13 protein-coding genes are annotated in these 13,614 nt (G+C 65.6%); 8 read left to right on the top strand and 5 right to left on the bottom strand.

Translation table 11 applies throughout. The features are described 5' to 3' along the window. Window positions 1-39: 39 nt before the first annotated feature. The 3 genes from ACODS4_RS24175 to ACODS4_RS24165 form a co-directional block, all read right to left on the bottom strand. Window positions 40-441, bottom strand: coding sequence for a DUF2946 family protein (locus ACODS4_RS24175; RefSeq protein WP_488868228.1), 402 nt, complete (start codon window positions 439-441; stop codon window positions 40-42). A gap of 95 nt (window positions 442-536) precedes the next feature. Then, the gene (locus ACODS4_RS24170; RefSeq protein WP_488868227.1) at window positions 537-1,421 is read right to left on the bottom strand and encodes a c-type cytochrome; all 885 of its coding nucleotides are present in this window, start codon (window positions 1,419-1,421) and stop codon (window positions 537-539) included. Window positions 1,422-1,427: 6 nt separating this feature from the next. Then, entirely contained in the window at window positions 1,428-1,904 is a 477-nt protein-coding gene (locus ACODS4_RS24165; RefSeq protein WP_488868226.1) for a c-type cytochrome, read from the bottom strand. 161 nt (window positions 1,905-2,065) lie between these two features. Between ACODS4_RS24165 and ACODS4_RS24160 the strand changes: the two genes are divergently transcribed. From ACODS4_RS24160 to ACODS4_RS24135, 6 genes are all read left to right on the top strand, one after another. Beyond that, on the top strand, window positions 2,066-2,650 hold the full coding sequence (locus tag ACODS4_RS24160) for an LOG family protein (protein ID WP_488868225.1): 585 nt from the start codon (window positions 2,066-2,068) through the stop codon (window positions 2,648-2,650). 126 nt (window positions 2,651-2,776) lie between these two features. Continuing rightward, the gene (locus ACODS4_RS24155; RefSeq protein ID WP_488868224.1) at window positions 2,777-4,285 is read left to right on the top strand and encodes a replicative DNA helicase; all 1,509 of its coding nucleotides are present in this window, start codon (window positions 2,777-2,779) and stop codon (window positions 4,283-4,285) included. Further along, window positions 4,278-5,393 (top strand): alanine racemase, encoded by a 1,116-nt coding sequence (gene alr, locus ACODS4_RS24150; protein ID WP_488868223.1) that lies wholly within the window; start codon window positions 4,278-4,280, stop codon window positions 5,391-5,393. The genes ACODS4_RS24155 and alr overlap by 8 nt, the downstream gene beginning before the upstream one ends. Window positions 5,394-5,448: 55 nt before the next feature. Beyond that, a complete protein-coding gene (locus ACODS4_RS24145; RefSeq protein WP_488868222.1) occupies window positions 5,449-6,225 on the top strand; it encodes an MlaE family ABC transporter permease in 777 nt (258 codons plus the stop codon). Between the two features lie 11 nt (window positions 6,226-6,236). Beyond that, complete coding sequence (locus tag ACODS4_RS24140; RefSeq protein WP_488868221.1) at window positions 6,237-7,040, top strand: ABC transporter ATP-binding protein; 804 nt, start codon at window positions 6,237-6,239, stop codon at window positions 7,038-7,040. 106 nt (window positions 7,041-7,146) lie between these two features. Further along, window positions 7,147-7,914: a substrate-binding periplasmic protein gene (locus ACODS4_RS24135; protein WP_488868220.1), complete on the top strand. Its 768-nt coding sequence runs from the start codon at window positions 7,147-7,149 to the stop codon at window positions 7,912-7,914. Between the two features lie 46 nt (window positions 7,915-7,960). Here ACODS4_RS24135 and ACODS4_RS24130 read toward each other — a convergent pair whose 3' ends face one another. Then, window positions 7,961-9,007 carry a GMP reductase gene (locus ACODS4_RS24130; RefSeq protein ID WP_488868219.1) on the bottom strand — a complete coding sequence of 349 codons (1,047 nt, stop codon included), beginning with the start codon at window positions 9,005-9,007 and terminating at the stop codon, window positions 7,961-7,963. Window positions 9,008-9,217: 210 nt separating this feature from the next. Here ACODS4_RS24130 and ACODS4_RS24125 point away from each other — a divergent pair, with 210 nt between their 5' ends. Beyond that, the gene (locus ACODS4_RS24125) at window positions 9,218-9,892 is read left to right on the top strand and encodes a dienelactone hydrolase family protein (protein ID WP_488868218.1); all 675 of its coding nucleotides are present in this window, start codon (window positions 9,218-9,220) and stop codon (window positions 9,890-9,892) included. Between the two features lie 19 nt (window positions 9,893-9,911). Here the strand turns inward: ACODS4_RS24125 and ACODS4_RS24120 are convergent, their stop codons facing one another. After that, window positions 9,912-10,730, bottom strand: coding sequence for a DeoR family transcriptional regulator (locus ACODS4_RS24120; protein ID WP_488868217.1), 819 nt, complete (start codon window positions 10,728-10,730; stop codon window positions 9,912-9,914). Window positions 10,731-11,128: 398 nt separating this feature from the next. On the opposite strand from ACODS4_RS24120, the gene ACODS4_RS24115 reads away from it, so the two are divergent. Beyond that, a complete protein-coding gene (locus tag ACODS4_RS24115) occupies window positions 11,129-13,306 on the top strand; it encodes a methyl-accepting chemotaxis protein (RefSeq protein ID WP_488868216.1) in 2,178 nt (725 codons plus the stop codon). The last annotated feature ends 308 nt before the right edge of the window (window positions 13,307-13,614 follow it).

The following is a 13,614-nucleotide window of genomic DNA, read 5'->3' as shown; positions in this document are numbered from 1 at the left end:
TCGCCGGACGCCGCCAATCCAAAATCGGTGAAACACGGATCAACCGAAGGCAGGAGGGGCGCGGGCCTGAAGATTGTAGAGGAACCATGTTGAGACGCTGTGGCGTTCGGCTCCTGGCGCCCCATCAAACGGACGGAGAACCAACGTCAACGCGAACAAATCCGGTGGCGGCAACGCCAAACCGCCAATCAGGGGGCAGAGCGGACAACCATCTTGCCCCAGCGCCGGGGTCGGCGCGTCGGCATCGCCCTGATCGTTCAAGGCGACCGCTTTAAACCCGCTTGGGGTGCACACCAGAATTCCGCCAAGGGAAACCCCGTCGGCGGCGGCGACCGCCGTCGGCATCCAGGCCCACAGCAGAATCTGCGCAAGCAGAGACAACGTTCCGGCCACCAGGCCGACCCGCATCCCCCGCCTCGCGCTGTTCCACACCAGCCTCATGCCCTTGGGTCCGCCCGCCTTGCGTCGATCCAACGATCCCGCAAGATAGCCCGCCCGCCGTCGGCGATACGAGCGGCATTTTCACGCGGCGCCGCTCACTCCTTGGGCGGCACGGTCTTCAGATAAGCGATGATCGCCGCGCGGTCCTCCGCCGTCAGTTTGGAGGTGCTGTTGCGCACCACCTCGCCCATCGCCCCGCCCGCCACGTCGCCGTCCGGCTTCAACCCCAGTTCCAGCAGCATGGCGAGATCGCCGTCCGACCATTTGCCAAGCCCCTTGACCGGGTGGGCGGTGATGTTCGGGATCTTGTCGCCGTCCGGGCCGTCGGGCGTTCCAGCCAGATAGCGGCTCTGGTCCAACCCGCCGAGCAGCGAGCGCGGCGTGTGGCATTCCCCGCAATGGCCCAGCGCGTCCACCAGATAGCGCCCGCGATTCCACGCCGCCGGTTTGCCGGGATCGTCGGCGACCGGACCCGGCGTCATGTACATCCATTGCCAGCCCGGCACCAGGAAGCGCCAGGAAAAGGGCGGCGACAGGTCGTGCGGCTTGTTGGCCACGGCCTGCGGCTTTTGCGCGAACAGATAGGCTTTCAGATCCAGCAAATCGCGGTCGGTCATCCGCGTGTAGCTGGCGTAGGGAAAGGCCGGAAACAGCGCCGCGCCGTCCGGGCGCACGCCCTCGCGGAAGGCGCGGATGAAATCGGCGTCGCTCCACCGCCCGATGCCGTTGACCGGATCGGGCGTGATGTTGGGGGTGTGGAAGGTGCCGAACGGCGTGACCAACGCCCGCCCGCCGGTGAGCGGCGCGCCGCCCGCCTTCTCGTTAGTGTGGCAGCCCAGACAGCCCGCCGCCTGGAACAGATAACCGCCACGGGCGACCGCGTCGGCGTCCGCCGCCCACGCCCCGCCGCCCGCCACCAGGACGAACGGCAGGACGAGCGGCAACGCCCGCGCCGTCAGGGGCCAAGCCCGACGCCGCATGGCCGCTTACTGCTTCTTGACGCGGAAATCTTCGTGGCACGTGCCGCAGGTCTTGGAGGTCGCCCCCAAAGCCTGCGCGATCTGCGCGCGGTCGCCGCCCTTAATCGCCTCGCCCAGCTTCATCGCCGCCGGCTCCACGGCCTTCCAACGCTCCTCGGCGACGCTCCAGCTCTGCCACAGCTCCGGCTTGGCGGCGCTTTCGCCCACGCCGACGGCGGTGCCGGGGACGAACACCGCCTTGGCGTCCAGCTTGGCCACGGCCAGCACGGCTTCGGCCCCCTTGGCCGCGTCTTCCAGCGTGCCGCCCTCGTTCTTGACGAACTTGGCGACGGCGCCCATGCCGCCGCCCAGCTTCTTCATGGTCTGTTGGCGTTCCTTGACCATGTCCGCCGGATCGGCGGCCCCGGCCATCCCGCCAAAGGCGGCGACGAGCAGAGCGGACAGGGAAGCGGCTGCAAGGGCGTTGACGACGCGGTTGTTCATGTGGTCCCTCCCGGTGATACCATGGCCAAAATGGGCCGGTCCCGGGGTTGACGCCAGGGAGCGGCTGATTATTCCGTCCGTCCAACGAAGAAAATGTTCGCCGTCGGCGCGTCGTCAAGCGTCCGGTTCCGGCGGGCAGCGCCAAGAAAGGGTGTGGTGCGATGAAGACCCTCTCCTCCGTCTGCGTCTATTGCGGGGCCTCGGCCCAGGTCGCCGACGTCCACAAAGAGGCCGCCCACGCGCTGGGCGACGGTCTGGCCCGCCGGGGAATCCGGCTGGTTTACGGCGGCGGGCGGGTCGGCTTGATGGGCATCGTCGCCGACGCCGCGCTGGCGGCGGGCGGCGAGGTCGTCGGCATCATCCCCGACCACATCCAATCGGCGGAAATCGAGCACACCGGCCTGACCGAGCTGCACGTCGTCGACAGCATGCACACCCGCAAACGGATGATGGTGGAAAAATCCGACGCCTTCGTCATCCTGCCCGGCGGCCTCGGCACGCTGGACGAAGCGTTCGAGGTGCTGACCTGGAAGCAGCTTCGCCTGCACGACAAGCCGATCGTCATCGCCGACGTCGATGGTTATTGGCGGCCCTTGCTGGGGCTGATCGACCATATGGTCGCGCAGGGCTTCGCCCGCATCGACCGCGACCGGCTGTACCGCGTCGCCGACCACATCGACAATGTGTTCACCGCCCTGGAGGACGCCCCCGACCCGCGCAGCCCTGACCGTTCGCGCAAGCTCTGACCGGCGGCCCCGACGAACTGTCCCCGATGTTCACAGCCTGTGGATAATTTTTATGCACAGGTTTTTCCCGAGACCGCCGCGCCCCGGCGCAGCGTTCTTGTTCCGTTTTCTGCTACAGTGTCCCGCATGAGCAACCAGACCTCCACGCTGTTCGACCCCCGCCCGCAGACCGGCGCCGCGAAGGCGACGCCGGAATACCGCACCCCGCCCAACAACGAGGAGGCGGAACAGGCGCTGCTGGGCGCCATCCTGGTCAACAACAAGGCCTATGAGAAGGTTGGCGAGTTCCTGCGCGCCGATCATTTCTACGACCCGGTCCACCAGCGTATTTTCGCGGCCATCGCCAAGATGATCGACCGGGGGCAGATCGCCAACCCGGTGACGCTGAAGTCGCTGTTCGACAACGACGCCGAACTGGCGGTCGAAGGCGGCAGCGCCTATTTGGCCGAATTGGCGGCGAACGTCGTCACCGTGGTCAACGCCGGGGATTACGGCAAGACCATCCATGATCTGTTCATCCGCCGCCAGTTGATCGAAGTCGGCACCGACATGGTGAACGAGGCGTACCGCCACGACCTCGACGTCACCGCGCTGGACCAGATCGGCGAGGCGGAAAAGCAACTGTTCGATCTGGCCTCGACCGGCGACGTGCAGGGCGGCTTCGTCGCCTTCGGCGAGTCGGTCAAGCACGCCATCGCCACGGCGGAGGTGGCCTTCCGCCGGTCCAGCCACGTCACCGGCGTGACCACCGGCCTGATCGACATCGACCGCAAGCTGGGCGGCCTGCACCCGTCCGATCTGGTGATTCTCGCCGGACGCCCGTCGATGGGCAAAACGGCGCTGGCCACCAACATCGCCTTCAACGCCGCCCGCGCGCACATGCGGTCGGGCGGGCAGGAGGGCGGAGTCGTCGGTTTCTTCTCGCTGGAAATGTCCGCCGAACAGCTCGCCACCCGTATTCTGGCCGAAGTGGTCGAGGTTCCCGGCGACAAGATCCGCCGTGGCGAAATCCGCGACAGCGATTTCCCGAAATTCGTCCAGGCCAGCCAGGATCTGGCGCGCTGCCCCTTTTACGTGGACGACACCCCCGCCTTGTCGGTGTCCGCCGTGCGCACCCGCTGCCGCCGGTTGAAGCGCACCTCGGGCCTGAACATGGTGGTGGTCGATTACCTTCAGCTTTTGCGCGGCTCTTCCTCGCGCGGCAGCGAGAACCGGGTGCAGGAAATCTCGGAGATCACGCGCGGCCTGAAGGCCATCGCCAAGGAGCTTGAGGTTCCCGTCATCGCCCTGTCGCAGCTCAGCCGCGCGGTGGAGTTGCGCGAGGACAAGCGGCCCCAGTTGGCCGACTTGCGCGAATCCGGCTCCATCGAGCAGGACGCCGACGTTGTGATGTTCGTTTTCCGCGAACAGTATTATCTTGAACGCGCCGAACCGTCCCGACGGCCCGACGAGAGCGACGACAAGTTCAACGACCGTTACCAGCGCTGGCAGCAACGGCTTGGCGAGGTGCACAACACCGCCGAGGTCATCATCGCCAAACAGCGCCATGGTCCGATCGGAACCGTCCGTCTCTACTTCGACGGCCAGTTCACCAAGTTCGGCGACCTTGACCAACGCAATCAGGACGATGACTGACCTCAACCGGCGCGCTGCCGCCATCCTCACTGTGGACCTTGGCGCGGTGGTCGCCAACTGGACCCAGCTTCGCGACCGCGTGGCCCCCGCCGAATGCGCGGCGGTGGTCAAGGCCGACGCCTATGGCCTGGGGGCCGCCCATGTGGTCCCCGCCCTGCGCGCCGCCGGTTGCACGACCTTCTTCGTCGCCCAGTTTGAGGAGGCGCTGGTCGTCCGCGCCGCCGCGCCCGACGCCCGCGTGTTGTCGCTGGGCGGCCTGCCGCACGGCAGCGAGGCCGATTTCGTCGGCAACCGCATCTGGCCGGTGCTGAATCATCTGGGGGAGGTCGCCGCGTGGCGGCGCTTCGCCCACGCCCAGGGCAAGGCTCTGCCCGCCGCCATCCATCTCGACACCGGCATGAACCGGCTGGGTCTTGGCCCGGACGAGTTGGACGCGCTGGTTCGCGCGCCGGAATGGTTGGACGGCGTCGATCTGCGTTTCTGGATGACGCATCTGGCCTGCGCCGACGAGATCGAGTCGCCGATGTCGGCCCAGCAGTTGGGGCGGTTCCGCCTCGCGTTGGCCCGGCTGCCCAGCGCCAAGGCCAGCTTCGCCAACTCGTCGGGCATTTTCCACGGCCCATCCTTTCACTTCGACCTCGCCCGGCCCGGCTGCGCGCTCTATGGGGTCAATCCGACGCCGCACGCGGCCAACCCGATGCGGGGCGTGATGCGGCTGGACGCCCGGATCCTTCAGGTCCGTTCGATTGACAGCCCGGCGACCGTTGGCTACGGTGCGGCGCATCGCGTTGAAGGACCAACGAAAATTGCCACCATCGCCGTGGGGTACGCCGACGGGTATCTGCGCTCGCTCAGCGGTCGCGGCCATGTTTACGTCGATGGCGTCGCCGCGCCCATCGTCGGGCGGATCTCCATGGATTTGATAACGGTGGACGTCAGCGGCCTGCCCGATCACGCCGCGCAGCCCGGCGGGCTGGTCGAGCTGATCGGGCCGAACCGCCCGGTCGACACCGTGGCGGCGGAGGCCGGAACCATCGGGTATGAGGTGCTGACCTCGCTCGGCCCCCGTTACCACCGGATCTATTCCGACCCCTACGCCCCCCAGTGATTCGCCGCAGTGATCCGATCACGATGATTTCCACGACAACGACACAGGCCGACTGATGGGTTTCCTTGCCGCCACCGGCCGGGCGTTCCTGGTCTTTCTTGAAGCGACCGGGCGTCTCGCCATGTTCACCGGAACGGCCCTGTCGCACTGCGTGCGCCCGCCCTTCTACCCCCGGCAAATCCTGCGCCAGATGATCGACATCGGCTATTACTCCTTGCCGGTGGTCGGGTTGACGGCGTTGTTCACCGGCATGGTGCTGGCCCTGCAAAGCTACAGCGGCTTCTCCCGCTTCCAGGCCGAAGGCGCCATCGCCACCGTGGTCGCCCTGTCGATCACGCGCGAGTTGGGGCCGGTGTTGGCCGGTCTGATGGTGGCCGGACGCATCGGCGCGGCGATGGCGGCGGAAATCGGCACCATGCGCGTGACCGAACAGATCGACGCGCTGTCCACCCTGTCCACCAACCCGTTCAAATATCTGGTGGCGCCGCGTCTGATGGCCGGGTTGGCGATGCTGCCGCTGCTGGTGCTGGTCGCCGACATCATCGGCGTCTTTGGCGGTTTTCTGGTCGGCGTTTACCGGCTGGACTTCAACGCCAGCAGCTACATCAACCGCACTTGGGAGTTTTTGGAGCCGCTGGACGTGATTTCCGGTCTGGTCAAGGCGGCGGTCTTCGGCTTCTTGATTTCGCTGATGGGCTGCTACCACGGCTACCATTCCAAGGGCGGCGCTCAGGGCGTGGGGGCGGCGACCACCAACGCGGTGGTGTCGGCCTCCATCATGATCCTGGTGACGAACTACCTCATCACCGGCATGTTCTTCTCGACGAAATGAGCGCCCAGCCCATGCACCCGCAAGCCGACCAAACGCCGCCGAACTCGCCGCTGAAAATCGCCCTGAAGGGCGTGACCAAGCATTTCGGCCCCAAAAAGGTGCTGAACGGCATTGATTTGCAGGTCGGCAAAGGGGAATCCCTGGTCGTCATCGGCGGGTCCGGCACCGGCAAGTCGGTGATGCTGAAATGCATCCTTGGCCTGCTGCACCCCGATTCCGGCTCGATCCGGGTGGACGGCGCGGAAACCACCAAACTGAACCCACGCGAACGGGAAAAGCTTCAGCACAAATTCGGCATGCTGTTCCAGGGCGCCGCCCTGTTCGACAGCCTGCCGGTTTGGGAAAACGTCGCCTTCGGCCTGATTCAGGGCGAACACATGCCGCGCGCCCAAGCCAAGGAGATCGCCATCGCCAAGCTGGGCGCGGTCGGCCTGACGCCCGACGTGGCGGAGCTGTCGCCGTCGGAGCTGTCGGGCGGCATGCAAAAGCGCGTCGGTCTGGCCCGCGCCATCGCCGACGAGCCGGAAATCATCTTTTTCGACGAGCCGACGACCGGCCTGGATCCGATCATGGCCGACGTCATCAACGAGTTGATCGTCGAATGCGTGAAGGATTTGGGGGCGACCGCCGTCACCATCACCCACGACATGGCGTCCGCCCGCAAGATCGCCGACCGGGTGGCGATGATCCACCAAGGCCGGATCATCTGGACCGGCCACGCCAAGGACATCGACCAGTCCGGCAACCCCTACGTCGATCAATTTGTGAACGGTCGCGCCGACGGTCCGATCAAGATGCAGGTCCGGGCGCTCTGAGGGGCGTCCGAAAACATCATCATTCTGTCATGGTTCTGCCCCCGACAGACGCGCAAACCCATGCTAGCGTATGGTCTTTCCGCTTCACGTCCGCCGGGGGTCGCCCATGCCGCTTCGCGCCGTCACCGCCGTTCGCCGCTCTCTTTTGACGCTGGCCGCTTTGGTCGCGCTGACTTTGCCCGCCGCCGCGCAAGACAAGATCGTCCGCCTGACCTCCTTGGATTGGCCGCCCTTCAGCGGTGAAAGCCAAAAGGACAAGGGGGCCGCCGTCGCCGTGGTCCAGGCCGCCTTCGCCGCCGTCGGCTACAAGATCGAGGTCGCCTTTTACCCATGGAACCGCGCCGTGGCGCTGGCCAAGGATGGCGGTGATTTTCAAGGTTACTTCCCCGAATACGCCGGGGCTGACGTCGAAAAGGACTTCATCCTCTCCGCTCCGCTCGGCTCCAGCCCGTTGGGCTTCGCCGAACGCGCGGCCTCGCCGGTGACGTGGAACAACCTGGACGATCTGAAGACCAAGAAAATCGGCGTCGTCGATGGTTACGTGAACACCAACGACCTCGACGCCCGCGTCGCCAAGGGCGAACTGCACGCCGACAAGGCCAACAGCGACCTGACCAACCTGAAAAAGCTGCTGGCTGAACGGATCGACATCGCGGTGATCGACCGCGCGGTGATGAACGACCTGATCCGCACCACCCCCCAATTGAAAGAATCAGCGGACAAGCTGCGCTTCAACGGCAAGATCCTGGAAGAAAAGACCTTGCACATCGCCTTCCGCAAGGACGCCAAGGGCGAGGCGATGGCCAAAGCCTTCGCCGAAGGGTTGGCGAAGATCGACGCCAAGGCCATCCTGTCCAGCGCGCTGGGAAGCTGACCATCGCTCTTGCGGCGGGGGGCCACCCCGCCGCAGGGTTCCGCTCTCAACCGCCGCCGAACACGGTGTTCAACTGCGCGCCGACGCGGACGAAGGTGGTGCGTTTGGGAACCTCCTTCAGCTTGGTGGCGCCGATGTAGGTCATCATGCTGCGCACGCCGCCCATGATCTCCTGCACCGTGCCTTCGATGGGGCCACGGTAAGGCACCTCGACCGTCTTGCCCTCCGACGCGCGGTAGGAGGCGACGCCGCCCGCGTATTTGTGCATCGCCGTGTCGGACGACATGCCGTAAAACACCATGGCGGCGGGAACCCGCTGGCCGTCGCGTTCTTCATAGCGGATGTCGCCCTCACATTCGTCGTGTCCGGCCAACATGCCGCCCAGCATGACGAAATCGGCCCCGGCGCCATAGGCCTTGGACAAATCGCCCGGCACGGTGCAACCGCCGTCGCCGCACACCTGCCCTTTCAGGCCGTGGGCGGCGTCGGCGCATTCGATGATGGCCGAAAGCTGGGGATAGCCGACGCCGGTCATTTTGCGGGTGGTGCAGACCGACCCCGGCCCGATGCCGACCTTGACGATGTCGGCCCCGGCCAACAACAACGCCTCCGTCATGTCGCCGGTGACGACGTTTCCGGCCATGATGACGATGTCGGGGTTTTCCTCGCGCATGCGGGCCACCACCTCGACGAAGCGTTCGGTGTAGCCGTTGGCGACGTCGATGCACAGCTTGTCCACCGGGGCCTTGGCCTTCACCGCCTTGAACTTTTCGCGGTCGGCGTCGGTGATGCCCAACGAATAAAAGACGTTGCCGGACTCGTCGCCCTGGAAAAACTCGATCAGCTCCTCGGCCCGGTAATGCTTGTGCAAGGCGGTCATCGCGCCAAAGCGCGACAGCGTGCGCGCCACCGCCATGGTGCCGACCACGTCCATGTTCGCGGCGATCAGCGGAAAGCCGGTCCAGTCGCGTTGGTTGTGCAAAAAGGTGAAGGTCCGGTTCACATTGACGTCGTTGCGGCTTTGCAGGGTGCTGCGCTTGGGCCGGATCAGCACATCCTTGAAATCGAGCTTGAGGTCGCTTTCGATAATCACCGCTTGCCTGTCCTTGCCCGACCTGATCGGGCTGCCGGTTGAAAGAACCAAACCACAGGAAAGAGAGTGGTCGGGTGAAGCGGCTTCGGCAAGCCTGTTTGTGAACGGCGCGTCAGACGGGCCGCCCCATCATTTTCCCTGTTGCCGCAGCTTGCCGCCGCCCCATATCCCCCACACGCGGCGACGCGACGACCAGAAGAGAGCGCGGGCATGAGCGAAAACGAAAGCGGCTGGATCACCTTGCAGGCTGAGGACGGCCACCAATTCCGCGCCTATCACGCCCCGGCGCTAGGGACGGAAATCGGACGAATCGTCCTGGCTCCGGAGATTTTCGGAATCAACCGCCACATCCGCGCCGTTTGCGACGGTTTCGCGGCGGACGGCTACCGCGTCATCGCCCCCGACCTGTTCGAGCGGGCCGAACCGGCGGTCGAACTGCCCTATGACAAGGCGGGCGTCGAGCGCGGAATCGCCCTGAAAGGCCAGGTCGCCACCGAAGCCGCTTTGCGGGATCTCGCGGCGGCGCTCGCCCATCTTGGCGGGGATGGCGCGGCGGCGGTGGTCGGCTATTGCTGGGGCGGCAGTCTGGCCTGGGCGGCGGCTTCGCGCCTGCCGCTGCGCGCCGCCGTCGCCTATTACGGCGGCGACATCAGCAACCATCTGGACGACGCGCCGCGCGTCCCCACCCTGCTGCATTTCGGCGAGCAGGACCACGCCATTCCGCTGGCGGTGGCGGACGGGGTCCGGCGGCGTCACCCGACGGCGGCGGTTCACCTCTACCCCGCCGGGCATGGCTTCAACTGCGACGAACGCGGCAGTTTTCACGCCGACAGCGCCGCCTTGGCCCGACTACGGACGCTCGGCCTGCTGCGCGCCGTGTTCTGAGGATTCTAAAAAGGCTGGATCACTCCTCGAACCCGCCCTCGTCCCCCGCCCCCGACGGGTCGGAACCGTCGGCGACATGCACCTGACAATCGGCGTTGGTCAGAACCTCCATCAATTCGGGCGGCGGCAGGCGGTCGGTGAACAGATCGTCCAACACGCGGACGTCGGCCATGCGGATCATCGCGTTGCGCCCGAATTTGGTGTGGTCCGTCACCAGAAAAACCCGGCGCGAGCTTTCGATGATGGCGCGGGCGACGCGAACCTCCTGCTCGTCGTAATCCAACAGGTCGCCTTCGCTGTCGATGCCGCTGATGCCGATGATGCCGATGTCCACCTTGTAGCGGCGGATGAACTCCACCGTCGCCTCGCCAATGACGCCGCCGTCGCGCTCGCGCACCTGACCACCGGCGATGGACAGGGCGAAGTTGGTGTTTTTGTGCAGGATGGTGGCGACGTTCAGGTTGTTGGTCAGCACGCGCAACCGCTTGTGGCTGAGCAACGCCTGGGCCACCGCCTCCGTCGTCGTGCCGATGTTGAGGAAGAGCGAGGCGTCTTCCGGCACATGGCGGGCGACCATCTCGGCGATGCGGCGCTTTTCCTCCGCCATCAGGGTTTGGCGGGTGGTGTAGGCGATGTTCTCCACGCTCGACGGCACGGTGACGCCGCCCCGAAACCGGCGCACCGCCGCCTGCCCCGCCAGATGTTCAATGTCGCGGCGAATGGTTTGCGGCGTGACGTCGAAATGCTCGGCCAGCCATTGGATTTGCACCATCCCCTTGGCGTGGACCAGGGCGACGATCTCTTGCTGACGGTGTTCGGCGTCAAGGCGCGCGTCCATAAGGCATGTCTCCGGCGAAATCAACAAGGTGGGCGGCCGCAGTGAATCAGACGCGCGGAATCGGTCAAAGCGAAAAACGCGACCATCCGCCACATCGCTTCGCTCTTCCGCCAAGTGGCGGGATGAGCCTTTGCAACCGTATGCGCAAACTTGTTCGTGACACAAGCATGTTGCTTTACGAAAGCAAACGCTCATGATATGACAATCTCGAAACACAGCGCACGCATGGTTCGTCCATCATGGATCGCCCGCAGCTTTTGACGCGAAGCGGGGGCGTCTGTTCGTCTGTACGGGTTCGCCCCGACTTATGAAGCCAAGCTCATCGCCGCACGCTGGACTGCACACCAGGCCATTGGCCCGCCAAACCGCGAACGCCAATCGACGTATAGGAGAAGAACATGACCTCCGCGTTTATCGCCGCGCCGCCGCGCTCCCCAACCGGGTTGCGCATGGGCATCCAAAGCCGCCTCTTTCTGGCCTTTGGTGGGGTGGCGGCGCTGGCGGCCTTCGCCAGCGTGATGGCGTGGTGGTCGTTTGGCGTCATGGGCCAGTCGATGACGCAAATCGGGCGGCATGGCGTGCCGTCCATCGTGCAATCGCTGTCGCTGGCCAAGGAGAGCACGGCCATCGCCGCCAACGCCCCCTCCGTCGCCAGCGCGACGGCGCCCGCTGAACTCGACGAACGGCTGGGCGCCCTGACTCAGCGTCTGGCGGGGTTGAAAGAGCGGATCGCCGCCCTGCAAGCCGCCGCTGGGTCAAACGGCGGCGATGATCTGGCCGCCGTCGCCGGATTGGGGCAGCGCATGGCCGCCAACATCGAAAAGCTTGGGAAGCTGACCGGCGACCGGCTGGCGATCGAAGGCAAACTCAACGATCTGGTGGCTGAAGCGGTGATGTCGCACGAGGATTTCACCGATCTGGTGGCCCCCTTGCTGGAGGTGTCGACCCTGTCGGTGAAGAACGTCGTCAGCGATTTGGCGACCGCGCAGGGCGGCGATTCGGCGGCCACGCTCGCCAAGCGGTTGGCGGGCGAAGAGTTGCCGATCATCACCGCGTTGATGGGCGTCCAGGCGAATGGCAATCTTGCCTATGGCATGATCGCCGCCGCGTCCAGCGTGCCGAGCGGAGCGACGCTCAACAGCATCCGGTCCAAATATGATTGGGCCTTGCTGCGCGTGAACAACGCCATCGACAGCGTGCCGAAGGACAACCAGGACCGCCCGGCCTTGGTCAAGGCGCGCGATGGCTTGGCCGTGTTCGGCAGCGGACCGACCAGCGTCTTTCGCATCCGCAACGAACAAACCAGCCTGATGACCGACATTGAAGGCTCGTTGACCGAAACCTTGAACATCGCCACCGAACTCAGCCAAACCATCGACCGCGTGGTCGCCAGCCAGCAGGCGCGCGTTGAGGAAGACGTCGCCGCTTCCGAAGACGGCGTGACCCACGCCGTCGCCGTCCAGAGCGCGACCACCGCCGTTGTGCTGCTGTCGGCGGCCCTGATCGCATGGTTCTACGTCCGCAACCGGCTGACCCAGCGCCTGTTGCGGGTGATCGCGGCGATGCGCGCGGTGGCGGCGGGCGACCTGACGGTCGACGCCTCGGTTGGTGGGCGCGACGAAATCACCGACATGGCCGAAACCGTGGGAATCTTCCGCGCCAAAAGTTTTGAGATTCAGGATCTGCACGCGCGGCAGGAAACCATTCAAAAGCAAGCGGAGGAGGAGCGGGCGCGCACCGTCACCGCCATCACGTCGAGCATCGAGGCCAGCGTGAAGGGGGCGACGACCACCATCGCCGCAACCTCGGCGGAAATGCGCAGCGCCTCGGAAGGCATGTCGGCGACCGCCGAGCGGACCAGCGAGCAGATGGCGGCGGTGCGCGAAGCCGTGGCGGAAACGGCGATGAACGTGCAGACGGTGGCCTCCACCGCCACGCAACTCTCGGCCTCCATCGCGGAAATCACCCGTCAGGTCAGCGACAGCAGCCAGATCGCGCGCGGCGCGGTGGACGAGGCCCGCCACACCAGCGAGCTGATGAACGCGCTGGCCGTCGCCGCGCAAAAGATCGGCGACGTCGTCGGGATGATTAACGCCATCGCCGGGCAAACCAACCTGTTGGCCCTGAACGCCACCATTGAGGCCGCCCGCGCGGGCGAGGCCGGGCGCGGGTTCGCCGTGGTCGCCGAAGAGGTGCGCAACCTCGCCAGCCAAACCGCCAAGGCGACGGAGGACATCGCCCAACAGGTCGCCTCGGTGCGGACCACCACGCAGGGCGCGGTGTCGGCCATCGACGTGATTGGCCGCACCATCGGCAAGATCGACGAAATCACCGCCATCGTCGCCAGCGCGGTGGAGGAGCAGGTCGCCGCCACCAACGAAATCGCGCGCAGCATCAACCACGCTTCGGGCGCGGTGCAGAGCATTTCCGAAACCGTGGCGGTGGTCGGCGACGCGGTGAATCAAACCGGAAGCGCCGCCGCCAAGGTGCTGAACGCAACACGCGCTCTTTCGCAACAATCCAGCGACCTGTCGCAGGACGTTGACCAATTGTTGACGCGAATCCGCGCCGCCTGATGAAACGGCGCCGCCATCCCGCGACGCGATCCCCGGCGAAGCCCCCGTCTTCCGTGAGGAGAAGGGGGCTTTTTTCTTGCGCGATTCAACGCATTGCCAATGGCCTACCACCAACGGCGGAGCGTTGGCGCGGCGCTTCGGGCTGGGGCCGGAGGCTGTGCGACGCGCTGTTTCGCGCCCACTGTTTTCGGTAGGCAAACGCCCAATTTGAGCGTAGCGTCAAAATATGGTCAGCCGGACGAACATTTTCCTTCACACGCGCTAACGAACATTGTATGTTCCAAAACGAAAGCAGCCGACCCCCAGAC

The organism is Azospirillum sp. FG154 (assembly GCF_057809575.1).
This window is presented reverse-complemented; position numbering and strand designations above follow the sequence as displayed.